Annotated in this window: 19 protein-coding genes; 6 read left to right on the top strand and 13 right to left on the bottom strand. The window is 73.3% G+C overall.

Translation table 11 applies throughout. The annotated features are described in order from the left end of the window. Positions 1 to 10: 10 nt before the first annotated feature. Positions 11 to 1,441 carry an FG-GAP and VCBS repeat-containing protein gene (locus tag J2N69_RS15400; RefSeq protein ID WP_230901270.1) on the bottom strand — a complete coding sequence of 477 codons (1,431 nt, stop codon included), beginning with the start codon at positions 1,439 to 1,441 and terminating at the stop codon, positions 11 to 13. Positions 1,442 to 1,631: 190 nt separating this feature from the next. Between J2N69_RS15400 and J2N69_RS15395 the strand changes: the two genes are divergently transcribed. The 3 genes from J2N69_RS15395 to J2N69_RS15385 all read left to right on the top strand — a co-directional run bounded on the left by J2N69_RS15395 (position 1,632) and on the right by J2N69_RS15385 (position 3,420). Then, on the top strand, positions 1,632 to 1,796 hold the full coding sequence (locus tag J2N69_RS15395; RefSeq protein ID WP_230905026.1) for a hypothetical protein: 165 nt from the start codon (positions 1,632 to 1,634) through the stop codon (positions 1,794 to 1,796). 14 nt (positions 1,797 to 1,810) lie between these two features. Next, on the top strand, positions 1,811 to 2,149 hold the full coding sequence (locus J2N69_RS15390) for a tetratricopeptide repeat protein (protein WP_408056736.1): 339 nt from the start codon (positions 1,811 to 1,813) through the stop codon (positions 2,147 to 2,149). Positions 2,150 to 2,301: 152 nt separating this feature from the next. Further along, the gene (locus tag J2N69_RS15385; RefSeq protein WP_230901269.1) at positions 2,302 to 3,420 is read left to right on the top strand and encodes an ADP-ribosylglycohydrolase family protein; all 1,119 of its coding nucleotides are present in this window, start codon (positions 2,302 to 2,304) and stop codon (positions 3,418 to 3,420) included. On the opposite strand, the gene J2N69_RS15380 is transcribed toward J2N69_RS15385, so the two are convergent. After that, positions 3,405 to 4,973: a sodium:solute symporter family protein gene (locus tag J2N69_RS15380; protein ID WP_230901268.1), complete on the bottom strand. Its 1,569-nt coding sequence runs from the start codon at positions 4,971 to 4,973 to the stop codon at positions 3,405 to 3,407. The genes J2N69_RS15385 and J2N69_RS15380 overlap by 16 nt on opposite strands. Positions 4,974 to 5,206: 233 nt before the next feature. Further along, positions 5,207 to 6,007, bottom strand: a complete 801-nt coding sequence (locus tag J2N69_RS15375; RefSeq protein WP_230901267.1) for an SDR family oxidoreductase — start codon at positions 6,005 to 6,007, stop codon at positions 5,207 to 5,209. A 94-nt stretch (positions 6,008 to 6,101) separates the two neighbouring features. On the opposite strand from J2N69_RS15375, the gene J2N69_RS15370 reads away from it, so the two are divergent. Continuing rightward, positions 6,102 to 6,977, top strand: a complete 876-nt coding sequence (locus J2N69_RS15370; RefSeq protein ID WP_408056735.1) for a hypothetical protein — start codon at positions 6,102 to 6,104, stop codon at positions 6,975 to 6,977. Positions 6,978 to 7,103: 126 nt separating this feature from the next. Here the strand turns inward: J2N69_RS15370 and J2N69_RS15365 are convergent, their stop codons facing one another. The 3 genes from J2N69_RS15365 to J2N69_RS15355 form a co-directional block, all read right to left on the bottom strand. Continuing rightward, positions 7,104 to 7,313, bottom strand: a complete 210-nt coding sequence (locus J2N69_RS15365; protein ID WP_127908812.1) for a DUF397 domain-containing protein — start codon at positions 7,311 to 7,313, stop codon at positions 7,104 to 7,106. 213 nt (positions 7,314 to 7,526) lie between these two features. Further along, positions 7,527 to 8,384, bottom strand: coding sequence for a helix-turn-helix domain-containing protein (locus J2N69_RS15360; RefSeq protein WP_127908811.1), 858 nt, complete (start codon positions 8,382 to 8,384; stop codon positions 7,527 to 7,529). Positions 8,385 to 8,681: 297 nt separating this feature from the next. Continuing rightward, positions 8,682 to 9,443 (bottom strand): GOLPH3/VPS74 family protein, encoded by a 762-nt coding sequence (locus J2N69_RS15355; protein WP_230901265.1) that lies wholly within the window; start codon positions 9,441 to 9,443, stop codon positions 8,682 to 8,684. 219 nt (positions 9,444 to 9,662) lie between these two features. Here J2N69_RS15355 and J2N69_RS15350 point away from each other — a divergent pair, with 219 nt between their 5' ends. Together J2N69_RS15350 and J2N69_RS15345 are read left to right on the top strand one after the other, a co-directional pair. Beyond that, the gene (locus J2N69_RS15350) at positions 9,663 to 12,380 is read left to right on the top strand and encodes a D-alanyl-D-alanine carboxypeptidase (RefSeq protein ID WP_230901264.1); all 2,718 of its coding nucleotides are present in this window, start codon (positions 9,663 to 9,665) and stop codon (positions 12,378 to 12,380) included. 213 nt (positions 12,381 to 12,593) lie between these two features. After that, positions 12,594 to 14,456 (top strand): glycosyltransferase family 87 protein, encoded by a 1,863-nt coding sequence (locus J2N69_RS15345; RefSeq protein ID WP_230901263.1) that lies wholly within the window; start codon positions 12,594 to 12,596, stop codon positions 14,454 to 14,456. Positions 14,457 to 14,477: 21 nt separating this feature from the next. On the opposite strand, the gene J2N69_RS15340 is transcribed toward J2N69_RS15345, so the two are convergent. The 7 genes from J2N69_RS15340 to J2N69_RS15310 form a co-directional block, all read right to left on the bottom strand. Then, the gene (locus J2N69_RS15340; protein WP_230901262.1) at positions 14,478 to 15,794 is read right to left on the bottom strand and encodes an extracellular solute-binding protein; all 1,317 of its coding nucleotides are present in this window, start codon (positions 15,792 to 15,794) and stop codon (positions 14,478 to 14,480) included. Next, the gene (locus J2N69_RS15335) at positions 15,791 to 16,957 is read right to left on the bottom strand and encodes a hypothetical protein (protein ID WP_230901261.1); all 1,167 of its coding nucleotides are present in this window, start codon (positions 16,955 to 16,957) and stop codon (positions 15,791 to 15,793) included. Before J2N69_RS15335 ends, J2N69_RS15340 begins: the two co-directional genes overlap by 4 nt. Beyond that, positions 16,954 to 18,501 carry a vWA domain-containing protein gene (locus tag J2N69_RS15330; protein WP_230901260.1) on the bottom strand — a complete coding sequence of 516 codons (1,548 nt, stop codon included), beginning with the start codon at positions 18,499 to 18,501 and terminating at the stop codon, positions 16,954 to 16,956. Before J2N69_RS15330 ends, J2N69_RS15335 begins: the two co-directional genes overlap by 4 nt. Continuing rightward, on the bottom strand, positions 18,438 to 20,864 hold the full coding sequence (locus J2N69_RS15325; protein ID WP_230901259.1) for a tetratricopeptide repeat protein: 2,427 nt from the start codon (positions 20,862 to 20,864) through the stop codon (positions 18,438 to 18,440). Before J2N69_RS15325 ends, J2N69_RS15330 begins: the two co-directional genes overlap by 64 nt. Then, entirely contained in the window at positions 20,861 to 22,669 is a 1,809-nt protein-coding gene (locus tag J2N69_RS15320) for a S1 family peptidase (protein WP_230901258.1), read from the bottom strand. The genes J2N69_RS15325 and J2N69_RS15320 overlap by 4 nt, the downstream gene beginning before the upstream one ends. 81 nt (positions 22,670 to 22,750) lie before the next feature. Continuing rightward, a complete protein-coding gene (locus J2N69_RS15315) occupies positions 22,751 to 23,617 on the bottom strand; it encodes a MerR family transcriptional regulator (RefSeq protein WP_230901257.1) in 867 nt (288 codons plus the stop codon). 244 nt (positions 23,618 to 23,861) lie between these two features. Further along, positions 23,862 to 25,814, bottom strand: a complete 1,953-nt coding sequence (locus tag J2N69_RS15310; RefSeq protein ID WP_408056734.1) for a transglycosylase domain-containing protein — start codon at positions 25,812 to 25,814, stop codon at positions 23,862 to 23,864. Positions 25,815 to 25,878: the final 64 nt, after the last annotated feature.

Below are 25,878 nucleotides of genomic sequence, written 5' to 3'. Positions count from 1 at the left end.
GGGAAGGGGCTCAGCCGACGAGCCGCAGGCCGAACCGGGCGCTCGCCTCGGGCGCTCCGAGCTTGGCCGGGCTGAGGGTGCCCGCACCCGTGGTGGTCAGTCCGCTCGCGGAGCCGTACAGGTTCCACAGGGCGCCCGAGTCGGCGTACGTGCCGTCCTCACCGGGAGCCGTCGCGGTCAGGTCGGCCTTGCCGTCCTTGTTGAGGTCGGTCAGGCTCACCTGGCGGCCGAAGTCGTCGCCCGTCTCGGAGACGCCGGGCACACCGGCCGTGGACTGGTTGTAGGCGACGGCGCCCTTGCCGGTCATGCCGCCGGCGGCCTTGGCGGCGCCCTTGAGCAGGACCACCGCGCCGGTGCCGGTGGCGGCGTCGAGGCTCTCGCCGGGGACGCCGACGGCGACCTCGGCCTTGCCGTCGCCGTCCACGTCACCGGCGCTGAGGGAGGCGCCGAAGGCGTCGTCGTCCTCGCTCGCCCCGGGGACGCCCGCGGTGTCCTGCGTGATGACCTTCTTGCGCGCGTCCGTGGGGCCGGTGGAGCTGCCGTACTGGATCGTGATGCTGCCGGGAGCGGAGTCGATCACCTCGGTGACGTCGCCGATGTCGCGGGTGATCAGGTCGCCGTAACCGTCGCCGTCGACGTCGCCAACGGTGCCGCTGTACGCCGTGCCGAGGAACTTCGAGGTGTGGCTGACGCCGGTCTTGGACCCCTTCCAGAAGCGGGCCGCGTGCTGCATCTCCTCGAAGCCGTGCGTGGTGACGATGTCGTCGACGCCGTCCCCCGTCATGTCGCCCGTGATGAAGGACTTCAGGCCCGAGTTGCCGTCGTCCGTGACGATGCTGTCCTGCGTGCGCGTCTTGCCGTCCCGGGTGAACGGGCCGTACTGGATCGTCATCCCGGCGACATCCGGGTCGTCGCTCGGGTGCGAGTTCACGACGAGGTCGCGCTTGCCGTCGCCGTTGAAGTCGCCGAGGTCGAACTCGGAGTTGTTGTACGGCAGAAGCGTGTTCTGGCCGGTCAGACCGTCCTTGGAGCCCCAGAGCACGGTGGCCTTGTTGCCGTCGCCGTCGCCGCCGCTCACGAGCAGGTCGGTGTACGAGTCGCCGTCCAGGTCGCCGGGGACCGACGTGTAGCCGAAGGCGAACGTGCCGTCGAGGTCACCGGGGACTCCGGGCGTGGCCCGGCTGATGAGCTGGTGGCGCGCGGTGCCGGGCCCCGAGGCGGTGCCGTACACGACGGAGATGTAGCCGGCCTTCCCGACTCCGTCGACGGTGCCGTGGGGCGCCGCGACGGCGAGGTCGGGATGCCCGTCGTGGTTGAAGTCGGTCATCGGCGTGCGCGGCGGCACGGGCGCGGCCGACGCGGAACCGGACGTGGCGAAGAGCGCGAGGGGGGTGGTCAGCGCGGCGACCGCGATGGCGGTGGTGAGGGTGCGGCGGGGCACGGTGCCTCCTGTGAGGAACGTCTGTGACGTAACGGGAGACGGGCCATTTCGAGTGAAGGTTGTACACCACAGGAACTCCGTTACGAATCCCGGACGTTCGTCGCAGGACAGCCGCCGTTCACCTTTCCGCCGGCGGCTGTGCGGGAGACTGGCCGGAGGCCACTGAGCGGGCGCGGGCGAGGGGGTGTCGATGCAGGAGCTGATCCGACGCAGGGGGCGGGCGGGCTTCGTGGGGCGCCGGGAGGAACTGCGCCTGTTCCGGGCCAACTTCGAGCTGCAGCCGGACGACGACCGGCACCGGTTCCTCTTCCAGGCCGCGCGATCTGCCTGTGGCCGGACTACGCCTGGGCGCTGACCCGCAGGGCCCGCGTGCGCCAGTCCCTCGGCGACACGGCCGGCGCCCTCGCCGACCTCGACCGCGCAGAGGAACTCGCCCCGGACGCGGCGGGCATCCGGGGCGAGCGGGGCGACGTGCTGCGCTTCATGGGCCGCCACGAGGAGGCCGTCGCCGAGTACGAGCGCGCCCTCGCCCTCGACCCGGGGTACGCGTGGGCGTGGGGCAGCAGGGCCCTGTCGCTGGAGGCCCTCGGCCGCACGGACGAGGCCCTCGCGTCCCTGGACCAGGCGCTGCGGACCGACCCCGGGTGCACGTGGGCGCGGGAGCAGCGGGAACGCATCCTGCGCCACCTGGAATCAAGCGTTCCGTAGCAGCTGCGAAGCTTCGGTGAACGTCGTTCAAATGCGACCTCGGGGGAACTCCGGGGCGTCTCGCCGCATACCACGTGCCGGCGGAATCGATCGCTCCCGTTCGATTACAGTGCTGCGCAGTCGCAACGGGTCGGGGCACGGAGGGAGGTCCGGTGGGCACAGCAGCAGCCACCGGTGTCTGGGGCCGCGCCGAGCAGCAGGACTTCCGCAGCCGGGTGCGCGGCACGCTCCTCGGGGCCGCCGTGGGCGACGCCTTCGGGGCGCCCCTGGACGGGCTCTCCCTCGACGAGATCCGCGCGGCGCACGGCACCGAGGGCCTCACCGAGCCCGCGCCCGCGTACGGCAGACGGGGTGCGGTCACCGCCGCCACCCAGCTCGCCCTGTTCACCGTGGACGGACTCATACGCGCCCAGGTGCGCCGCGACACCGGCGCCTGGCACCCGCCGACCGACCTGCACCGCGCCTACCGCCGCTGGGCCGCCACCCAGAGCGACTGGGGACCGGACGAGCGGCGCGAGGAGGACGGCTGGCTCGCCCGCGAGGAGTGGCTCTACGCCCGCCGCGCCCCGGCCCGCGCCTGCCTCCTCGGGCTCGGCAACGCCGTCATGGGCACCCTGGAGAGACCCAAGAACCCCGACGAGCGCGGCCCCGAGGCCGCCGTCAGATCCGCGCCCTTCGGCCTCCTCGTCGGCTGGGAGCCACAGCTCGTGCTCCAGCTCGCCGTCGAGGGCGCCGTCCAGACCCACGGCCACCCCACCGCCTACCTCGCGGCCGGCGCGCACGCCGTCATCGTCCACGGCCTCGCCCGCGGGGAGGCCGTCGACGGCGCGCTCCAGCGGACCCTGGCCCTGCTCGCCGCCCACCCCGGCCACCCGCCCGTCGCGGACGCCCTGCGGCACGCGCTGGGCGCCGTACGCCAGGGCATGCCCACGGCGGCGCGCGTCGAGGAACTGCTGGGGGACGGCACGGCCGAGGGGGCGCTCGCCGTCGCCGTGTACTGCGCCCTGGTCGGCGAGGACATCCGGCACGGGCTGCGCCTGGCCGTCAACCACGGCGGGCCGTCGTCCGCCACGGGGGCGCTGTGCGGGGCGCTGCTCGGCGCGCTGCACGGGGAGACGGCGCTGCCGCCGGGCTGGCTCACGGAGCTGGAGGGCCGGCCCACGGTCCTGGAGCTGGCCGACGACTTCGCCATGGAGATGACGCAGGGCCCGGCGCTGCACGGCCCCGCCGTCTCCGCGCCGGGGTGGCTCGCCCGCTATCCGCGCGGCTGAGGCGCCGGGGCGGGCACGGCCGCCGCACCCGCGGAACCCGCCGGGCCGGCCGGGCCGTCGTCATCCGTGTTGATCCGCTCGATGAGCGCGTCCCGCTCCGGGGTGTCCTCCGGCTTCACGTACCCGATGACGATGTAGAGGACCAGCGAGACCGCCAGCGGGATCGACACCTGGTACTGGAGGGCCACGCCGCCCTCGACGGCGTCGTCGATCGGGTAGTTGACGAGGTAGAAGGCGAGGAGCCCGGCTCCCCAGCCGGTCAGCGCGGCGGTCGGGCCGGACCGGCGGAAGGCGCGCAGCAGGCCCAGCATCATCGGGATCGCGATCGGTCCCATCAGACCGGCGACCCACTTGATGACGACCGTGATGATGTCCTTGAACGTGGGGGAGTCGACCTGGGTCGCGACCGCCATGGACAGGCCGAGGAAGGCCACCGTGGTGAGGCGGGCGGCGAGCAGTCCCGTCCGCTCCGACCAGACCCGCGCCCGGGCCGAGAGCACGGGTGCCACGTCACGGGTGAAGACGGCGGCGATCGCGTTGGCGTCGGAGGAGCACATCGCCATGGTGTGCGAGAAGAAGCCGACGATGACGAGCCCCAACAGGCCGTGCGGCAGCAGCTGTTCGGTCATCAGGGCGTACGCGTCCGAACCGTCGGGCTTCTTGGCCTCGACCAGGAGCGGTGACATCCACATGGGGAAGAAGAGGACGAGCGGCCAGACCAGCCACAGGATCGCGGAGAGCCGCGCGGAGCGGGCGGCCTCCTCGGCGTTGGCGGTCGCCATGTAGCGCTGCGCCTGGTTGAGCATGCCGCCGTTGTACTCGAAGAGCTTGATGAAGAGGAACGCGAGCAGGAAGACCGTGCCGTACGGCCCGACCAGCGGTTTGGCGTGGCCCGCCAGCTCGGGCTCGTCCCAGACGCCGAAGAAGCCGCCGTACGGGCCCAGTTCGGCCACGACCGCGACAAACATCGCGATCCCGGCGAAGAGCTGGATGACGAACTGCCCCAGCTCGGTGAGCGCGTCCGCCCACAGGCCGCCGATGGTGCAGTAGACCGCCGTGATGGCGCCGGTGATGAGGATGCCCTGGTTCAGCGACACGCCCGTGAAGACCGCGAGCAGCGTCGCGATGGCGGCCCACTTGGCGCCCACGTCGACGATCTTCAGCAGCATCCCGGACCAGGCCAGGGCCTGCTGGGTCTTCACGTCGTAGCGGTTCTTGAGGTATTCGAGCGGTGAGGCCACGTGCAGCCGCGAGCGCAGCCGGTTGATGCGGGGCGCGAAGAGCCGCGCGCCGATGGCGATGCCGAGCGCGATGGGGAAGGACCAGGTGACGAAGGACGTCACGCCGTAGGTGTACGCGATGCCCGCGTACCCGGTGAACATCACCGCGCTGTAGCCCGACATGTGGTGCGAGATGCCCGACAGCCACCAGGGCATCTTGCCGCCGGCGGTGAAGAAGTCGCTGACGTTGTCGACCCGCTTGTGGGACCACACGCCGATCGCGACCATCACGCCGAAGTAGCCGATGAGCACGGCCCAGTCGAGACTGTTCATATGGCCCTCCAGGGGTCCGCCCGGTGAACTGCGCAGGGTGGCTCGCACTTCGCCGGGGACGGCCGCCGAATGGCGTGAACGGCCCGGAAGCGCGTGCTCATCGTGGGTTCGGGCGTACGGCGGCGACAACTGGGGGTAGGGTCAAGAGCGGGCAAAATCGTTCGGTTAGCTGATTTGTGTTCAGCTGGCTGAACAGCCGGGGGTGCAGCCGAGGGTGGTCCGGAGGCGTCGCCTCAGCGCATCACTTCCCCCGCGTTGACCAGCAGCGACTGCCCGGTGATGGCACGCGCCCGCTCCGACGCCAGGAACACCACCGCGTCCGCCACGTCCCCGTCCGTGGCCAGGTCCGGCAGCGCCATCCGCGCCGCGAGGCGAGCCCGCACCTCCGCCTCCGGCGCCCCCTCGGCCCCCGCGGTGAACCGGACGTACGCCTCGACCGGCGGGCCCCACATCCACCCCGGCAGCACCGTGTTGACCCGGACGCGATGCGGCCCGAGTTCCCGCGCCAGGGAGTACATCGCGGAGGTCAGCGCCCCCTTCGACGCCGCGTACGCCGCCTGCCGCACCTCCGAGGGCGCCGCCACCGCCGACTGCGTGCCGATGAAGACGACCGACCCGCCCCGCTCCTTCAGCGCGGGCAGGCACGCCCGTGTCATCCGCAGCGTGCCGAGCAGGTTGACGTCGACGACGCCGCGCCAGGTCTCGAAGTCCGCGTCCGCCAGGCCGCCGAAGTGGCTGTCCCAGGCCGCGACATGGACGGCGGCGTCGATCCCGCCGAAGCGGTCGCGCGCCAGCGCGGCCAGGGCCTCGCACTGCCACTCGTTGGTGATGTCCGTGGCCCGGTACGCGGTGCGCGCGCCCCCGGGGTCGATCGCGGCGGCGGACTCGGCGAGACGCGCCTCCGTGCGCGCGCCGAGCACGGCGTTGCCCCCGTCGCGCACCACGGCCGCCGCCACCTGGTGGCCGAGCCCGGTCCCGACACCCGAGACGACAACGGTCTTTCCCTCAAGGGGCGGTGGCGGTGATGTCGGCATGGGGCCCTCCCGGCTGCGTCGGCGCTCTGGCAGTTTGTCTGACGGGGCGTCAGAGTATGGGCGTCCGCAGGGAGGCGGAAGAGAGATCCGCGAGATGAGGCAGGGGAGAGGCGTGGGAGAAGACACCCGCAATGGAGAAGACACCCGCAGTGACGTGTACGCCGATCTGGCCGCCGTCGGACCCTACGGCGTGCGCCCGGGGCACGCCCTGATCACCATGGTCGAGCCGCACCCCGGGCACGAGTTCGCGTACAACCGCTGGTACGAGGACGACCACTACTACGCCGGCGCGATGGCCATGCCCTGGATGTACGCGGGGCGCCGCTGGGTGGCCACCCGGGAGCTGCAACTCCTGCGCTACCCCGAGAAGTCCGCGATCGCCGAACCGGTCACCGCGGGGTGCTACCTCTCCACGTACTGGATCACGGAGGGCCGCTACGACGACCACATGAAGTGGACCGTCGGCATCAACAAGCGGCTGAACCGCGACGGCCGCGTCCATCAGGAGCGTACCCACGTCTTCACCGCCTTCCAGGACCACGAGGCGACCGTCTACCGGGACGGCGCGGCGGGCCCGCGCGACTTTCACGCGCTCGACCACCCGTACAAGGGGCTGGTTCTGGAGGTCATCGACGCCGAAGGGCCGCAAGCAAGAAGGGAGTTGCTGGAGTGGCTGCGGGACCGGCACCTGCCGGGCGTGCTCGCCGGTTCACCGGCCGCGATGGTGACGGTCTTCCGGCCGACGCCGCTGCCGGGCGACCGGATGACGTACGTGAAGCAGGTCGAGGGCGTGGACACCCGGCTGACGCTGCTGTGGTTCCTCCAGGAGGACCCGCGGGAGTGCTGGGGGGCGCACTTCACCGGGCGGGACGCAGCCGTGGCCGGGTCCGGGCTCGGGCGGGTGGAGCTGGTCGCGCCGTTCATCCCGACGGTGCCGGGCACGGACCTCTACGCCGACCAGCTGCGCTGACGCAAGGCCGAGCCCCCTCGGCCGGGACGGCGGGCCAGTCGAGAGGGCTCATACGGTGCTGCTTATCCGGTTGTGGCGCTGCGGTTGTTCTGCTGTGTACCGGTATCACCGGCCGGTGCTGCCGGTTCACGCGAGATCGGCAGCCCCCCGGCTCACCTCGGCGACGAACGCGTTCCACGAGTCGGCGGGGAAGGCGAGGACCGGACCCTCGACGACCTTGGAGTCACGCACCGCGATACCGGTCGCCCGGGGTGACTTGACCTCGACGCACGCACCGTTGCCGGTGGAGTAGGAGGACTTGACCCAGGCATGCGAGACACCCTGCTGAATTGCCATGTTTTCTCCGGTTTGCACAGTTGGTGAGTTGCTCCCACCGCATGACCGCGGTGTGCGCCAGCGTTCCTGCTCGATGGCGTGAATGACGCTACTCGCCAACCTCGGCGCGTGAAGGGGCCGTTCACTCGACCGGATGGCATATACCAGGTGGGCCTTCCGCCCCGCCCCGGCAAGGGTGTACCTTGCCGCCCCTTGCCTCATGGCCGCACGGGTTCAGCGGGCGTAGTCCTTCGCGATACCCGCGATGAGCTGGCGTGACTGCTCGACGTTGAGCGCCTGTGCCCGCAGGTGCTCGTACATCACGCTGTACTGCTGGACGTCGTTCGCCTTCTCCAGGTAGAGATCGCTCGTGACGCCCTCGATGTAGACCACGCTGGAGTCCGCCGCGTCGGGGAACTCCAGGATCGCGTACTGCCCGTTCAGGCCGGGGTGGGCGCCGAGGTCGAAGGGGATCACCTGGACCGTCACATGGGGCAGCTGCGACTGCTCCAGGAGATGCTCCAGCTGGTCGTGCATCAGCTGCCGGGAGCCGACGACGCGGCGCAGCGCGGACTCGTCCAGAACGGTCCACAGGCGCAGCGGGTTCTCCGGCGCGGCGATGCGTTCCTGGCGGCGCATGCGCACCTGGACGCGTTTCTCGATGTCGGTCGTCGTGGTCTCCGGCAGCGCGCCGGTGATCAGCGCCTCGGCGTAGGCGCGGGTCTGGAGCAGGCCGGGGACGACCTGCGGGTCGTACACGCGCAAGGACGCGGCGTCCGTCTCCAGACCGATGTACACGCTGTACGGGATGTCGCCGAAGGAGTGCCACCAGCCCTGCTGCCGGGAGTCCTTGGCCATCTGCATCAGGGAGTCGACGATGCGGTGGTCCTCGACCTCGTAGACACCGCACAGGTCACGGACGTCGCGCTGGCTGATCGAGCGGCGGCCGTTCTCCAGTCTGCTGATCTTCGACTGCGAGACGAGCAGCCGCTCGGCGACTTCCTCGGCCGTCATGCCCTTGAGTTCACGGAGCCGGCGGAGCTCCTGCCCCAGCCGACGTCGCCTGACGGTGGGATTGACATTGGACGCCACGGGACGTGCACCTCCGGCTTGCCTGCCTCGATTTTGCGTATCTACTGCTCAGCAGAGTGCCACCAACGTGCGGGGCACCGCTGGGAAACAGCCGATGTGCGAACGTGCGGGCGGACGCGTGGGGGTGCGGACGCGTGGGGTGCGGACGTCTGGGGAATGCGGCCGCGCGGGGCGGCGGTACCGGGGTGTCGTCCTGCGGACGGTCCGGTGCCGCGCCCCGCGCGGCCCAGCGGCTCCCGTACCGGGTCTGGGGGACTTCGGTGCGGCGCTGGTGAGGGTGGTGCGCTGTCGCCGTACTCAGTGGGCCACGGCGCGGGCCATGGAACCGCGGCGCGGCTGCATCGGGATGCGGTCCGGGTCCGCCGCCGCCCTGGCCGGCTGCCGGCCGCCGGGGCCCGCGGGTCCCGCCGGTGCGGCGCTGCGGCGCGGCTGGGCCGCCACACCGTTCTGGACGTCCATCACGGCGTGCGCCACGAGGCCGCCCATCGGGTCGTGCCTGATGAGGTCCCGGAGACGGGAGCGCGACGAACGCCCTTCGTTGCCGGGGTACAGATGCTTGCCGAGACCGACCGCGTGGGCCAGGGCGGCGAGCGCGGCGGTCCGCGGGTCCGGCGGTACGCCGGTGCGGATCGCCGAATCGAGCCGGGACCTGATTTCCCGGCTGATGGCCGTGTCCGTCGCTTGGTAGCGAGTCGTCGGCAGCACCCCGCACATCTGGCCCGCCACGGCATGAACCATGCCGCACCGCTCCAGGTGCGAGAGGTACGTCTGGCGCAGCCCCAGCCGGGGCCCGCCGATCCAGTGGACGGCCCGAACCGGGCTGCCGCGCCTGCGCAGCAGTTCCAGCGCGGAGTCCAGAGTCGGATCTCCGGTCGGCCGTGGCATCACCACGGCGATACGATCCCCGTCTGGGGCTATCCGTCCGGCCAGCGCCAGCTCCACTAGCTGTGCTCCGGCCAGACCGAGGTCGAGCGACTGCGGCTGCGCCGTGGTACCCGTGGCCGGGTCCAAAGCGAGCAGCAGAAGCTCCTCCGGAATTGTTCTGCGGCTCCTGCCCATCCATGCCTCCCCGCGTGGATGAATGACAGGGTGACCCCTCTCACATTGGTCTGTCGAGAGTGCGTGGGCGGGATGTACTGGAACCAGTAGGTATGTCGTTCTCGTCTACCACCGGGGTTAAGCCCTCACACAGGACACTGGTACACGGTTCGGACAGTGGGGTCCGGACCGGTTTTGGCGCATGGCCGGGCACCGGCCGCGTCAGCATCGGCATACGGCATGGCGTACGAGGAGGCATCGGTGGCGGGCGAGACCCCCGACAGGTCGAAGCAGCGGAAGTCGTCGGGGAACCCGACTGCGGCAGATCCTTCTGTGCCCGCACCGGAGGAACGGGACCCGCGCCTGGCGGTGGCCCGCGAGGTTCCCGCGGCGCGCAAGGACCAGGCGACGGCGGTCTTCTCCACGAAGGGGGTCTCCGAGGGGCGCGACGCGACCTCGGAGGGTTCCGCGGCTGAGGCCGCGGCTTCCGACGGCGAGGGCGGCGGTGACGGGCGGCTCCGGGACGCCGTGGCGGCGTGGGTCGCAGGCTCGGACGACGAGCACCCCGAGGCGGACCGGGACGGCTCCCGGGCCCCCGATGCCTCGGGCGAGGACGACGACGCCGAGTCCAGCAGTGACGGTCCTGCTGAGGCGAAGGGCGAGGTTTCCGGCGACGAGGCCGCCAGGGGTGAGACCACCTCCGGGGGCGCTGACTCCGACCGGGACGACGCTCCCGCGAAGGTGACATCCGCGGGGCGTGACGCCGCGAAGGCCGACGAGGCCGCGAAGCCGAGCGGTGACGCGAAGCCCGCCGAGGCCGCGAAGTCTGGCGAGGCCGCGAAGCCGAGTGGTGACGCCGAGGTGAGCGGTGACGCCGGGTCCGGTGCTGACGCGGAGGCCGGCGTGGAGTCGGACGGTGACGCCAAGGGTGGCGCCGACACGAAGTCCACGGGGGGCGCGAAGCCCGCTGAGGCTGCGAAGCCCGGCGAGGCTGCGAAGCCTGCCGAGGCTGCGAAGCCTGCCGAGGCCGCGAAGGTCGGCGGTGACGCGAAGCCCGCCACCCCGGCCAAGGCCGACGGCGCCGCCGAGCCCAAGGCGACCGACGCCAAGCCCGTCGAGGCCGAGCCCAAGACGACCGACGCCAAGCCCGCCGACGCCGAGCCCAAGACGACCGACGCCGAGCCCGCCGACGCCGCCCCCAAGCCCGCCGACGCCGAGCCCAAGGCCACCGACGCCCCCGAGCCCAAGTCCGACGCCCCCAAGTCCGCCAAGTCCGCCGGTGTCGATCAGCCCACCGCCGTCTTCAAGGCGCCGTCCCGCAAGCCGGAGGTGGACCAGCCGACCACCATGCTCAAGCTCGGTGGCGATACTGCTGCGAAGAAGGGTGCGGAGGAGGACGCCAAGCAGAGCGCAAAGCAGGACGCAAAGCCGGGTGCAAAGGCGGAGCGGGACTCCGAGCGGACCAGTAAGTTCGTCGCCCTGAAGCCGCTCGACGAGCCGTCCGGCAAGAGCAAGGCCGCCGCGCCCAAGGCCGGTGCCCCCGTCGCGAAGCCCGCGGCCGGCGCCAAGGCCGAGCCGAAGGCCGCCCCCAAGCCCGACGCGAAGACCGCGGAGCAGCCCCCCGCCCCCGTAGAGCCCACCACCCAGCAGCCGCTGCCGCCGAAGCCTCCGCTCGATCTGCTCGCCGAGCTGACCAACACTCCGCCGCCGCCCGAGACCCCGGTCCGCACCGCCGTGCGCAGGGTCAAGATCTGGACGCCGATCGTCCTGCTCCTGGTGGTCGTCTTTGCGGTCGTACAGGTCGTGCGCCCGCTGCCCTCGCCCACCCTGAAGCTCACCGCCGAGCAGTCCGTCTCCTTCGGGGGCGACAAGCCGTCCGTGCCGTGGCCGTCCCAGGGCCAGGCCGCGATGGACGTCAACGGCATCGGTTCGTTCGGCACGTCCGGTGACCAGAAGCCCGTACCGATCGCCTCCATCGCGAAGGTCATGACGGTCTACGTGATCCTGCGGGATCACCCGCTGGAGAAGGGCAAGGACGGCCCCAAGATCCCCGTCGACGCCGCCGCCGAGAAGCACTACAAGACGGGCAAGGCCGAGCAGGAGTCCGTCGTCCGGGTCGCCGAGGGCCAGAAGATCACCCAGTACGAGGCGCTCCAGGCGGTCATGCTGCCGTCCGCCAACAACATCGCCAAGCTGCTCGCCCGCTGGGACTCCAAGAGCGGCTCCGAGGACGCGTTCGTCGCGAAGATGAACAAGACGGCCAAGGAGCTGGGGATGAAGAACACCCACTACACGGACCCCAGCGGCTTGGACAAGACGACCGTGTCCACCGCCGAGGACCTCGTGAAGCTCGGCCGGGCCGCGATGAAGAACCCCGTCTTCAACGAGATCTCCCGCCAGCCCAGCTACAAGGACCTCAACGGCGAGAAGCAGAACAACTTCTTCGGCCTCGTCCCGACCGTCGCCATCGGCATCAAGACCGGCACCACCACGGCCGCGGGCGGCAACATCCTCTTCGCCGCGGAGAAGAAGGTCGGCGGCGAGACGCAGACGATCATCGGCGCCGCCCTCGGCCAGTTCGGAAAGAACGGCGTCGCCAACATCGACGAGGTCACCGGCGTCACCCGCAAGCTCATCGAGGCCGGCCAGGACGCGCTGACCGCCAAGACCATCGTGAAGAAGGGCGACGTCGTCGGCCAGGTGGACGACGGCCTCGGCGGCACCACCCCGGTGGTGGCGACCAAGGACGTCTCCGCGGTGGGCTGGCCCGGCCTGACGGTGAAGCTGCACATGTCGGAGCCGAAGGGCAAGCCGGTGCCGCACACCGCGAAGGCCGGCACCGAGGTCGGCGTGCTGAGCGTCGGCGACGGCAAGGGTGACGCGGTCAAGGTGCCCGTCGCCCTCCAGAAGGATCTCGCGGAACCCGGCCTCGGCGCGAAGCTCAAGCGCGTCGGCTGACACGTCGGCGGGCACGCCTGCCGATCAATGGCGCGAACACGCCGAACCCCCGCGGGGGAAGGCCCACCCCGGGCTTTCCCCCGCGTCTGCGTGCTAGCGTCACAAGCTCGGGGGGCAGTACGCCGGGGCCGAGGACGGGGTGTCCGGGACGGACCCTCGCCGGCTCGAACCCGGGTACTCCGGAACACGGACGACACGGGGAGAGAGCCTCCAGTGGCAACAGCGGAGCCGACGCGCGCCGACGCAGGGACCGAGCCGGACGGCAGCGAGGGCGCGGGCCGCGGCACCGGCCCGCGAATACCGCTGCCCTCCGCGCAGACCGCCGGCGCGGGCCGGCCGGACACCCCTTGGTCCACCTGGAAGCAGCACCTCCTGCGCCGCCCGGTGCTCACCGTGACGGTGCTCGCGGGTGTGCTGCACGTCGTCTGGTTCTTCGTCTTCGCCAACAGCGGCGGCGACCTCGCGGCGCAGGACGCCTGGGCGGAGTTCGTCGGCCGGCACCCCGCCTCGGCGTACAACCTCGCCTGGTACGGCGGCATGCACCCGGTGTCGTACAGCGTCATCTCGCCGTACCTGATGTCGGTGCTCGGCGTGCGGACCACGATGATGATCGCGGGGACGATCTCCGCCACGCTGCTCACCCTGATCCTGGTGCGCAGCCGCGCGGTGAAGGAGCCGATGTGGCCCGCCCTCGCGGGTGTCTTCGCGCTGCTGTGCAACGCCATATCGGGCCGCGTGACGTTTGGCCTCGGTCAGATGTTCGCGCTCATGGCGGTCGCCGCCGTCTTCTGCTGGCCGCACCGCTGGCGCTACAAGCGGTGGGCCAAAGCTTTGGTCGCCGCGCCGTTCGCCGCGCTCGCGACGATGGGCAGCCCGGTGGCGGGGCTCTTCGTGGGGCTCGTCGCCGTCGCGCTCTTCCTCAGCAAGCGCTACCCCGGTGCGTACGCGCTGGGGCTCGCGCCCGCCGTCGTGGTGGGCGTGTCCGCGTGGCTCTTCCCGTTCTCCGGCACCCAGCCGATGTCCTTCGGGTCGGCGTCGCTGCCGCTGGTGTGCGCGGCGGCCGTCTACTTCCTCGTACCGAAGCAGTGGACGACGGTGCGGATCACGACGGCCGTCTACGCGGCGTTCGTGCTCGGCGTGTGGATCATCAGCTCGCAGATCGGGTCCAACATCACCCGCCTCGCGATGTCCTTCACCGGCGTCGCGCTGATCGCCGCCCTGCCGTACACCGTGCGCAAGTCCCGCAAGTGGTACGCGGTCGTGCTGTCCTTCGCCGTCTTCACCGGGTGGGTGGGGTACAAGACCGTCGACGACATCATCCACACCACGCCCGAGGCGTCCTGGTCGCGGGAGCTGGCGCCGCTGCTCAACGAACTCCAGGAGGTCGGCGCGGAGCGGGGCCGCGTCGAGGTGGTGCCCGCCCGCAGCCACCGGGAGGCCTCCGCGCTGCCCCAGAACGTGCAGCTGGCCCGCGGCTGGAACCGGCAGGCCGACATGGAGCGCAACCCCCTCTTCTACGACGACACCCTCAACTCCGCGAACTACCACGAGTGGCTCAAGCGCTGGTCCGTGCATTACGTCGTGCTGCCCTACGGCGAGCCCGACGGCGACGGCGGCAAGCGGGAGGCACAGCTCATCGAGAACGGCCTGCCGTACCTGAAGAAGGTGTGGGCCGACGACAACTGGCAGCTGTACGAGGTCACCGACCCGACGCCGCTCGCCGAGCCGCACGCCGTGGTGGTGCGGGCCGAGCAGGGCGAGATGACGCTCCGCGTGGACAAGCCGGGCCGCGTCCTGATCCGCATTCCGTACTCCCCGTGGCTGAGCGTCGTCGACGACGAGGGCAAGGGCGTGGAGCGGCCCCGGGAGACCGAGGAGTCCAAGCAGCGCCGCGCGGACGACGAGGGCCTGCCCAAGGAGTACGCCAACGTCAACGGCTGTCTGGCGGAGTCGGCGGAGGACCGGGCGGGCGACAAGTGGACCGAGCTGATCGCCCCGAAGGCCGGTACGTACCGGCTCGGCTCGCCCTACCAGATCCCGCGCGGCACGCCCTGCCCGCCGGAGCTGCTCCGCTGACCTGCGCCGCCCGGCGGGGGCTCAGCCGCCGGGCGGCGCGCAGACGCCGGACGCGGGCAGCCGGCCCGGCGCCGTGTCCGGGGCGGCGTCCTCGCGGACCGCGTCCAGCTGTTCGAGGAGTTCGTCGAGCCGTGCCTCCTTGGGGTCCCTGAAGTACCGCAGGACGGCGCGGTGGAAGGCGTCGCGCAGCCCCGGCGCCATCACGTCAGAGGCGTCAAAGCAGAGCGTGTCCGCCTCGCGGGTGAGGATGTCGGCGATGCGCCGTCCCGTGGGGTCGGTCGGCTGGGGGTCGGCCGCGTCCGGGAAGAACGGCCGCAGCTCCCGCTGCGCCTGCGAGCGCCACAGCGTGCGGGCCGTGCCGCCCGACAGGCGCTCGACGAGGGTGCGGGCGGCCGGGTTGTCGCTGAAGACGGCGGCCATGTCGCCCGCCACCTCGTAGGCGCCGTCGTGGGCGGGACGGCCGCGCAGGAAACCCGCCGCCGGGTCGACGCGGACCCGGTCGTCGTCCGCGTAGACGTACCGGATGAAGGCGCTCTGGTGCTCGTGCGTGCAGCGCGGCGTCATGGAGCCGAGCAGGCCGCGCGGGGCCCCGCCGCCGTTCGCCGCCGGGTCGGGCGTGCCCATGTACGACATGGTCAGGGACTGGTCGACGGAGGCCTTGGAGCGCTTGCCGAGGAGGGCGGCCCACGTCGTCCAGGCGTCGCGGACGCGGGGGTCGCGCCAGCTGAGGCGGCCGGTGGCCCACTCGGTGTAGACGTCGGGGCCCGCCCGGTGCAGCAGGATGTCCTCGATCCAGTCGGTGCCCGGCCAGCCCGAGGTGGCCTGCGAGGCGAGGGCGACGCACCACTTCGGCGCCGCGGCGGCGCGCGCCCCCTGGCCGGCCTTGCGCCACACCAGGCTCTTCAGGTCGACCTTCAGCGGCACCCAGTAGGTGCGGCGCGTGCCGTCGACGGACAGGGGCGGCGCCCACGGCGGGTAGGCGCGGGCGGCGGCCGTGGCGGTGAGTGGCCTGAGCCGGCCGGCCCGGGCGTACTCGGTCAGCTCGCCGAGGCTGTTGAGGATCGCCACGTCCGGCGGGGCGTCCGCCTCCAGCTGCGCGACGAGCGTCTCGCGCAGGGAACGGGTCCCTTGGTAGGTGTACGTCTGTCCGGTGCCGTCGTCGAGCTTGTTCAGCATCGCTTCGAACGCCTCGCCCTCGTCGCCCGTCCAGGGGCCGAGGACGACGAGGGTCTCGGGCCGCTCGTCCGTGCAGGCACCCGCGGTGACGGCGAGCAGGCAGGCGGCGAGGAAGCCGCGGAAGGCGGCGCGGGTCCGGGTCCGGCTCCGGGTCCGGTTCACAGGGCGGCCCCCGAGCGGGAGATGAGGACGTACTCACGGCGGTAGGAGTGCAGCGTGGCGTAGCTGAGGGCCGCGCTGAGCAGCCCCACGGGCGCCACCCACGGCGCGGCCCCGCCGAGCCCCGGCAGGCGGCCCCCGGCCAGGTCGCGCTCGGCCCGGGCGTCCAGGGACGCGATCAGGCGGGGGTGCGGCGTCCCGAAGGGCCGCTCCTCGACGGTGGCCTCGATCGCGGGCGAGGTCGCGCCGGACAGCTGGTGCGCGGTGGTGACGACCCGCTGCTGCGCGCGGTGGGCGAGCACCGCGTCGGCCGTCAGGAACGGCACGGCGAGCAGCGGCAGCGAGGCCACGAGCAGCGGCACGCTGACTCGCAGATGGAAGCGGTGGCGGAGGAAGACCTGGGTGCGCCACAGGCCGAGGCCGAGGAGGGCGAGACAGGCCGCGGCGACCCCGGCCGCGGCGAGCACGCCGCCGCCGAGGGATGCCCGCTCCGCCAGCCTGCCGCGCAAGCTCTCCTCCAGCGCGGAGATGCGGTCCACCACGGCGGTCGCGTCGGAGCCGTGGCCGGGTTCGCAGGACGGGTAGCCGCCGGGGTCCGTCTTCCGCGCGGGCACGGGAGGTGTGCAGAGCATGCTGCGGGCGTAACTGAGCCCGGCGGCCCGCAGCGGCGGATCGCCGACGTTGTCCTGCGCGAAGTCGATCCAGGTGCCGTAGTCGACGACGAGACCGGAGACCACGTCCAGCTCCTGGCGTTCGGCGGTGGTCAGGGCGCCGCTGCGGGCCACCTGGTTGAGGCTCTGCGTGGCGCGCGTGGTGCGGGTCAAGTACCGCTTGCCGATGCCGCTGAGCCGCACCGACTCCCCGGCGGCGAGGCTCCGCTCGGCCTCCCGGTCGGCGATGCGCAGGGACATCTCCGCATCGGCGAGGTCGCCGAGGGCGGGCGCGTAGCTGTCGCGCAGCGCCGTCGTGTCGGAGCGGATCTGCGCGTACGCCCAGCCGAACGCGACGGCCGCGACGACGGTGAGCAGCGGCAGGGCGATGAGCCGTTCGCGCAGGTAGGCGCGGTTGCGGGTGCGTTCAATGAGCGGCGCCGGCCACAGGTGGCGCAGCAGGCGGCGCGCCGCGTCGGCGGCGATGAGGCGGGCGGCGGGCCAGCGGGCGCTCATCGGCGGCCCCCGGCGGGACGGCCTCCGGGCAGGCGCCCGCTGGGCAGGCGGCCGGGCAGGACCGTCATGCTGGACTGGATGCGGGCCGCCTCGACGTCGAAGCGGGCGATGTGGTCCAGCAGCCGGACCGTGCCGCGCTCGGCGTCCGCCACGCGCACGAGGCGCCGCAGATGGTCCCGCATCGCGGTGTCGCCCGTCTCCCCCGCGAGCCGCCAGGCCGTGCCGAGGAGCGTCTCGGCGGTCTCCCGCGCGCCCCGCTTCAGCTCGGCGCAGGCCCGTTCGAAGGTGCGGTGCAGCTCCTCCTCGTGCTGGTAGTGGGCGACCTGGGGATCGAGGCGGCTGTAGAGGTCGGCGTCGTCGGTCCAGCGCATCAGCACGGGCTGCGGCGCGGGCAGGTCGAGGTCCCGCGCCTGGTCACCGGCGTCGATCTCCACTTCCGTGAGCAGGAGCTCCTTGCCGAGCTGCGCGGGGTCGTAGGGCGCGGCGACACAGAGCAGGTAGGCGCGGGTCTCCTCGCCGCACGGGCTCAGCCCGTACTCCTCGACGGGGCCGCCCGCGCCGGTGCCGACGCCGGTCAGGTCGACGTGGGCCGGGGTGAGGGCGGTGCGCGTGGGGTGGACCTGCTCGAAGGAGAGGGGGCGCACCCCGGCCCGGTGGTAGAGGCGCAGGCGCAGGCCGGTCACATCGCGTTCGGCGGCGCGGCCGGTCAGCGCGGCCAGCTCGCCGGGCAGCCGGGTGAGATCCTCCACGGCACGGATGCGGCCGCCCAGCGCGCCCGCGATCAGCAGCAGTTCCTCGGTCTCCCAGGCGTCGCCGATGCCCACGACGTCGCAGTCGAAGGCCCCCGCGCACCGCTCGACGCGCTCGCGCAGCTCGGCCCGCGACTCGTACCCGGACTCGTTCTTGCCGTCGGTGAGCAGCAGGGCGTGGCGTACGTGGCCGGTGGGCCCGGCGGCGGGCAGGTCGCGGAAGAGGAGCCTGGCCCGCTCCAGCCAGGTGCCCATCGCGGTGCCGCCCCCCGGTGTGCAGTCGTACAGGGCGGCTTCGGCGGCGGCCCGTGACTCGGCGTGCGCGACGGCGAGGCCGGGCCGCCGGGGGTAGATCATGGCGGCCTTGTCGCCCCCGGCGACCAGGGCGAACAGCGCGCCGTCCGGGAGCCTGGCCAGCGCGCCGACGGCGGCGGCGCGGGCGGCGGCCAGGCGGCTCGGCGGGATCACCATGGAGGACGAGTGGTCGATGAGCAGCACCTCCGCGAGCCGGGGCCGGTGGGCGCCCGGCGCCGGGTCCCCCTCGGCCGCACCGGGGGCGTCGGGCGGCGCGGCGCCCGGTCTGCGGACCGTCACCGTGAGGACCGCGTACATCCGCGCCGGTTCCGCGCTGCCGGGGAAGCGGGGGCGGGGCAGCTCGACGACCTGGCTCACCTCCAGGCCGACGCGGGCGCGCGGGCCGGTCCCGGCGCCCGGGGGCGTGGCCCCGGTGCTCAACCGCCCGGCTGCGTCGGCGTGTTGTTCCTGATCCAGTTCCTGATCTTCTTGCCCGGCCATGGGGTGTCCCTGTGGTGTCGTAAGGCGAAGGGGCGTACCGCGTAGGCGCGGTCCAGGAGGAGTTCGGCGAGGGGTGTCTCGGTGTCCCGCGGCGGTGCGTCGCGGGCGGCCTGGAGCGCCAGGCCCCGGTAGAAGCGGGACAGGTCCTTGCGCAGCGCGCGTTCGTCGGCGGGGAACTCCAGCAGCGGGTCGGCCCGTTCGGCGACGGCGCGCAGTTCGGCGCCGGTCATCCGCGGGGCGCCCTCGGCCGGGGCGAGCAGGCGCTGGGCGACCCCCCACACCTCCGCCTTCATCCGTACGCGGGCCTGCTCGTCGGTGAGGCCGTGCGCGGAGAACAGCCCGGCGAGGGCGCGCACCGCCGTGCCGAGGCCGGCCGCGTCCCGGGCGTGACCGGCGAGGATGCGGACGGCGGCGGTCCGGGCGGCCGTGCGGTGCCGGGAGTGCTGGGGCACCGCGTCCAGGGCGGCGATCGCGTGGCCCAGGGCGTCGGGTCCGCCGAGGGCGAGCCGGGCGCGGGCGGCGCCGAACGCCGCGCTGCCCAGCGACGGGTTGCGCAGCCGCACCGCCTCGTAGAACGTCAGGGCCTCGTGCGGCCGGTGGAGGTGCTCGGCACAGTGGCCGAGGGCCAGCTTGGGCGCGTACTCCCCGGGGATCGCGGCGTAGACCCGGTCGAAGTGGCCGCGGGCCTCGGCCACCCGGGAGCGGGCGAGCGCGAGCAGCCCGCGGTGCCAGTCGAGCCGCCAGTCGTGGGGCGCCCGCGCCGGGCCTATCGCGTCCTCGGCGAGGGCGAGCGCGGTCTCGGCGGCGGACAGGGCGCCGGGCCCGTCGTGCGGCTCCACCCGCAGCCGCAGTCGGCAGCGCAGCAGATGCACCTCGGGGGAGTCCCGCCAGTCGCCGGTGTGCTGGAGCAGCGCCTCGGGGTCGTCGTCGCTGAGCCTGCTCAGCTCGCCGTGGTGGTCGTCGTCGGGGTCGGGGCGCGGCACGGGCAGCCGCCGGGCCACCTCGGGCGGGCCGGGGGCCGGATAGCGGGGCGCGGCGTCGGGGGCGTCGGGGGCCGCCCAGCGCGACACCTCGGGGGCGGCGCCGAGCCCGCCGTCCAGCGCGTACGCCGATTGCAGGAAGAGCGGTGACGGCTCGAAGGTCTCCACGCCCGTGCGCAGCGACCGCAACTCCCGGAAGACGCCCCGGAGTTGCTCCTCCATCTCCTTGGCGGTGGCGAAGCGGTCGGCGCGCCGGGTGCGGGTGGCGCGGCGCAGGGCGCGGGCGAGGGAGACCAGGCCGAGGCCGCGGTGCCCGGCGGCCGGGTCGTCCAGCGGGCCGAGCGCGGCCAGCTCCGCCAGGTCGTGGCGGGTGGCGCCGAGCCCGCACAGGGTGCGCAGCGTCTCGCCGAGACTGAACAGGTCGTCCTGCGGCAGGGACTCGCCGTGGGTGCCGACGCTGGGGGCGCGGTAGGCGGAGGTGGTGAGGCCGGGCGCGCCCGCGCGGCGCACGCTGCCCACGTCGACGAGCTTGGTGGTGGAGCCGTCGTGCATGACGTTGGGCGGCTTCAGGTCGCCGTACACCTTGCCGCGCTCGGGGGCGTGCAGATAGGCGAGCCCGGCCAGGATGCGCACGCCGTACGCGAGGGCGAACTCCAGGAACCGCTCGTGGCCGAACTCCTCGGGGCGCTCGCGGGCGCGGGCCCGCACCTCTTCGAGGTTGAGCCCGTCCACGTACTGGAGGACCAGGAAGTCCCCGACCCCGTCGTGGTGCCCGTAGTTGAACACCCGGATGAAACCGTCGTGGTTGAGTTCGACCAGTTCCTTGCGCTCGCCCTTGAGCAGGCTGTACGAGTCCGCGGCGAGATCGGCGTGCAGCATTTTGATGGCGACGGCCCGGCCGTCGACCTTCGTGTCGTGGGCGAGGCAGACCTCGCCCATGCCGCCGTAGCCGAGTGGCCGCACCAGGCGGTACTGGCCCGCGAGGAGCGTGCCGGACGGCAGCGGCAGCGCGCCCGCCGGGACGGGGTGGGCCGCGTCGCCGCTCCCGCTGTCGGCGCGGTCCAGCAGGGTGATCTCGGGCAGGACCGTCGGGTCGGGGTGCTCCGGCGGGAGCGTGACGGCGGCGGGCCGCGGCGGGGGAGCGGCGGCCGGGCCCGGGCCGACGATCCAGTGCTGGGAGGAGCCTTCCTGGTCGTCGGAGGAGTGCGAGGGCGGCGGCTCGGCCGGGTCCGGAGCAGGGGCGTCGCCGGGGCCGGGCGCGGGCACCACCGCGGAGTGCCGTCCCGACTCGGGGTCCACGCGCTCACCGCTGGCCAGGCAGTAACCGGTGGGCGTCACCGTGCCCGAACAGCCGGGGTGCGGACAGGACGTGACCGGGCTCACGCGTCACCCTCCGCCTCGGCCAGGCGTCGCACCACCCGCGCGAACGCCTCCACCGCGCGCTCGGCGTCGGCGAGCGGGCACGGCCCCGCCATGAGGAGCCGCTGCGCCTCGCGGTAGGGGCCGACCGCGTCGCGGTGCTCGGCCAGGCCGCGCCGGGCCAGGCGCGCCAAGTGGTCGCGGAGCAGCCCGCGCAGCCGCAGGTGCTCGTCGAGCACCTCCCGCAGCGCGTCCTCGGCGGCCTTGGCCCGTAACAGGTAGGTGTCCACGGCCTGTTCGGCGTACGAGAGCTTCTCCAGGAAGCGCGGCCCGCCCCGCCCGGTGAGCGGCCGCAGCTCGTCGCTGAGCTGCACGGTCCACAGCGCGGCCCGCGCCGCGTATCCGGTGGCGACCGGCGGGTCCACGACGTGCGGTTCCACGCGGTGGAAGAGGCGCCGCGCACGGCGCTCGGTGCCGGCGAGTTCGTCGACGCGGACACCGATCCGCTGGAGCCACCGCGCGGCCCGGTCGGCGGGCAGCAGCCGCTCGGCCACGGCGTAGGGGAAGCCGTGCGCGCCGTCGCGCACGACGAGCAGCAACCGCGCCCCGGCGTCGGCGAGTTCCCGCAGGACGCGCACCGTCGTGGCGGGCTCGGTCGGCGACCGGTCGGCGTGCAGCACGGCGACGGCGGGGCGGCGGCGCGGGGCCGTGTGCCGCCGCGCGGCGTGCCGCAGCTCGTGCCGCAGCACGGCCAGCGCCTCGCGCAGTTCCGGCCGGCCGGGGTCGTCGAGGGCGGCGCCCTCCAGGTCGAGGACGAGGCCGATGCTGCCGACGCGGGGTGCGATCCCGGCGCGGGACAGCAGCGAGGGGCCGGGCCCGGGTGCGCCCGCGGCGGCGTGCTGGTCCGGCGCGGCGGCGTCCAGGGGGCTCACGGCCAGGTGCGGCGCCTGCTCCCGGTCGGCCATGTTCAGGACGACGTACAGCGCCTGGCGGGCCCGCTCGTCGTCCTCCGCGATGAAGAGCAGCTCGGTGTCCCAGGCGTCCTCGTCGCCGTTGAGCCAGCGGGTGACGGTGCGCTGGAGGCCGTGCGGGCGGGCCGTGCGGGCCGCCTCGGCCGACACGACCCGGTGGCCGGGCACGGCGTGCGGTCCCGTCACGTACCGCTCGGCGAAGTGGCGGAAGTACTTGGCGACCGTGGCCGCCGGGATCATGTAGCCGTGCGCGCCGCTCTCGTCGGCCTGCGCGACGATGCCGAGCAGCCGGTCGCCGCCCTCCTCGCGCACCCCGGAGCCGCTGAACCCGCCGCGCAGCCTGCCCGCCCCCGACAGGTCGATCTGCACCCGCTCGTCGCCCTCGCCGCCCGGGCCCATGCAGGCGCCGGTCAGCCACTCGCCGCCCGACTGGTACTCGGGGAAGCCGTCGATGAGGACCGGGGCCCCTCGGTAGTCGAGCGTGCGGTGCAGGGTGACCGGGGACGGCACGGGCGCGGGCTCGTCCAGGACGAGCAGTGCGAGGTCGCCCTGTGCCTTGCCGAAAGGGGGCACCCAGTGCCCGGCCGCCACCACCGCCGTGCGGCGCAGGGTGCGGGTCAGGCCCTGGAGCATCGGGAACTCGACCTGGACGCGCGCGGGGCGCAGGCCCGTCGCCGGGTCGCGGACCACATGGGCGCAGGTGAGCACCAGGTCGCTGCCGAACAAGACCCCGGCCCCGAGGACGTCACCGCTCCCGGACGCGGCCCACCGCCGCAGCCGTACCCGCCAACTGCCGTGATCGGCGCGGGCGTTCGGGCCCGCGCCGACATGTTCCCGCTCTCTGTCCCCGTCCCCCATGCTTCCTCAGGATAGGCGTGCGGGAGGGCAATGACGCCTGCGTTGCATGGGGAGGCAGTGAGGCAATCCGCGCGGCGCGGCCTACGCCTCCGACACCGGGAACGCCACGTCGCACACCTCGTCCTCGGGCCCGCAGCCGTCCCAGTCGGTGAAGTACACCTCGCGGCACGGCCCCGACACCGTCAGGCCCTGCTCGGCCGCCCAGGCCTCCACGGCGTCGAAGGCCGCGATGATCTGCGGATAGGCGACCTGCGCCTTGGTGATCCGGGTGTAGGCGAGGCGGTGCGCGGGCTCCGTCCGCACCTTGAAGTCCCCCTTGCGCCCCTGCGCCGCGGCCCACGCGCGGGCCGCCTCCGCGTCCACGACCGGCACGCACGACTCGGCGGGCCCGTCGCTCTCCTCGGTCACGTCCGCGTGGTAGACGACGAAGTGCGGGGCGGCGATGCCCCTGCACTCCTCCTTGGCCGCCCGCTCCAGGCGCTCCGCCGAGGCGGGAATCCAGGCGGGCAGCTCCCCGGCGCTCACATGGCGGGTCTCACTCAGGACGTACGTCTGCGGCACGTCCACCGTCTTCACCTCGAATGTCGCGTACAACTCGGTGTTCCTTCCCGACAGTCGTCCACGGAGGTAGCGCGCGAGGGTCCGCTGCTCGGCGAAGCGCTCCTCGACCCCGGCCCAGTAGGCGTCGAGCGTGCGTGCCGCCCGCTCCCCGTCGAGGCCCGCCATCTCGGCGATGCCGGCCAGCGGCATGTCGAGCCGGCGCAGCAGCGCCACCGTGCGGGCCTGTTCGATCTGGGCGGCCCGGTAGTAGCGGTAGCCGCTGGCCTCGTCGACGTGTGCGGGCGCCAGGAGCCCGAGCCGGTCGTACAGGCGCAGGGCCTTCGGCGACAGGCGGGCGCGGGCGGCGAACACGCCGATGGAGAGCAGTTCCTCTGGGTGCGCGGTCACGGTTGCCATCCTCCGTCACCGGGCCGTCCGACCCGGTGACGCAGACTCTGGGGTCTGCCCCAGGGGCAAGGTCAACGCCCGTCGAGGCGGTCGCCTCTTTCGGGCTCGCACCTTTTTCCGGCTCGCACCGCTCTCCGGGGCCACCTCTCTCAGGCGGGTCACCTTTCTCCGGCGGCTCAGCTTTTCCCGGCCGTCACGTTTTCCCGGGCGTCGCCTCTTGCCGGCCGTCACTCTTTCCCGGCCCTCACCTCTTCCCGGTCGCCCCGGCGTACGCGGACCAGATCCGCGGCGGCAGCACGTTCCCGCGCCGCGAGTCCTTTCCGGCGACGCCCGACATCGGCAGCAGCCGCGGCTCGCCCGGCTTGACGCGGAAGACGGTCACCGCGGTCGACAGGTCCCCGGTGAACCCCGTGAGCCAGGCCGTCCGCAGCCGGTCCTGGTCGCCCGTGCGGCCCGCCGAGACGCCGGGCCCGAGGTCCTTGCCGCCCGCGCGCAGGGCGTCGGCGACCTCACCCGCCACCCCCTCGTCCAGCGCACGCCCGGGAGCGGGCCGCTCCAGGCCGGGCAGGGCCGCGCCGTCCTTGGCGGCCCGGGTCACCGAGTAGGGGTCGTGCCGCAGCCCGCCGCCCGCGAAGGTCCCGTACGCCGCCGCCATCCGGATGGCGCTGGGCGTCGACGTGCCCACGGAGAAGGACGGCTCCAGCGGCGCCATGCTCCGCGGCAGCAGCCCCGCGTCGACGGCCGTGCGGCGGACCTGTGCCCGGCCGACGTCCTCACCGAGGCGTACGTACGTGGCGTTGCCGCCGGGGAACAGGGCCTCGCGGAGGGTGGGGTGGTCGGGGTCGGGCTCGCCCGTGGCGCGGCGCAGGGTGCCGTCGGCGGCGTAGAAGCTGTCGGCCGAGGCGCTGCGGCGCACCTGCGCCTCGCTCCGCGCCGGGCTGTCCGCGCCGGACGGCTGAGCCCGTCCGGACAGGCCGTGCTGGAGCGCGGCGGCGAGCACGAACGGCTTGAACGCCGAGCCGACCGGGACACCGGACGTGTCCGCGTTGTTGCTGAAGTGCCGGGTGGCGTCGCGGCCTCCGTAGAGCGCCACCACCGCCCCGTCGGACGGCCGCACGGACGCGGCGCCGACCTGCACGTGCCGGTCGGCCGCGCGGGTCCCCGGCGCGAGGTCGCGCTTGAGCACCTGGCGCACGGCGCGCTCCAGGCGGGCCACCTTCTCCTTGTCGAAGGTGGTGTGGATCTCGTACCCGCCGCGCGCCAGCTCCTCGTCGGTGAGGCCGGTGTGCTGCCTGAGGTACTTGTTGGCGACGTCGACGAGGTAACCGGTCTGGCCGCCGAGGCTGGTGGAGCGCGACTGCCTGCGCGGCTCGGGGAACGCGCGGTACTTCGCCCGTTCCTTCTCCGACATCAGGCCCACGTCGACCTGCCGATCCAAGATCCAGGCCCAACGCCCGCGCGCCCGCTCCCGGTTGGCCCTGCCGCCCGCCGGGTCGTACAGCTCGGCGCCCTTCAGCATGGCGGCGAGGAACGCGCCCTGGCTGGGGTCCAGCTTCTTGGCGGGGATGCCGTAGTAGGCGTGGGCGGCCGCCTCGATGCCGTTGGCGCCGCGCCCGAACCAGCTGGTGTTGAGGTACCCCTCCAGGATCTCGTCCTTGCTCTTCTTGCGGTCCACCTTCAGCGCGATGACGAACTCCTTGACCTTCCGCGTGACGGTCTGGTCCTGCGAGAGGTAGGTGTTCTTCACGTACTGCTGGGTGATGGTGGACCCGCCCTGCGTCTCCTGCCCGCGGACCATGTTCACCACCGCGCGGGCCAGGCCCTTGGGGGAGACGCCGGAGTCGTCGTAGAAGGTCTCGTTCTCGGCGGCGATCACCGCGTTCACGGCGGCGGGGGCGATCTGGTCCAGCTCCACGTTCTGCCGGTTGACCTCGCCGGTGCTCACCATCTGGGTGCCGTCGGACCAGTAGTAGACGTTGGCCTCGCGGTGGATGCCGGCGTTCTCGTCGGGGATGTCCACGCTGGCGTAGACCCCGATCAGGAGCGCGGTGACGGTGAGTGCGAAGAGCCCCGCCGAGCCGAGCAGCTGCCGCCAGGAGGGCAGCCAGCGGCGCAGGCCCGCGCGGCCGGAGCGGGGGTAGTCGACGAGACGCCGGACGCGGCGGTGCACCCTCTTCCCACGAGCATGAATACCCATGTCGTGGGAGAGGGCACCGCGCGCGGCCGGGTTGGCCCGGAAGCTGTTTGCGGTACGTAACAGC

Origin of the sequence: Streptomyces huasconensis, assembly GCF_021028635.1 — a bacterium.
Taxonomy (GTDB): Bacteria; Actinomycetota; Actinomycetes; order Streptomycetales; family Streptomycetaceae; genus Streptomyces; species Streptomyces huasconensis.
The sequence above is the reverse complement of the archived record's forward strand: the minus strand, read 5'-3'. Positions and strand labels throughout refer to the sequence as shown.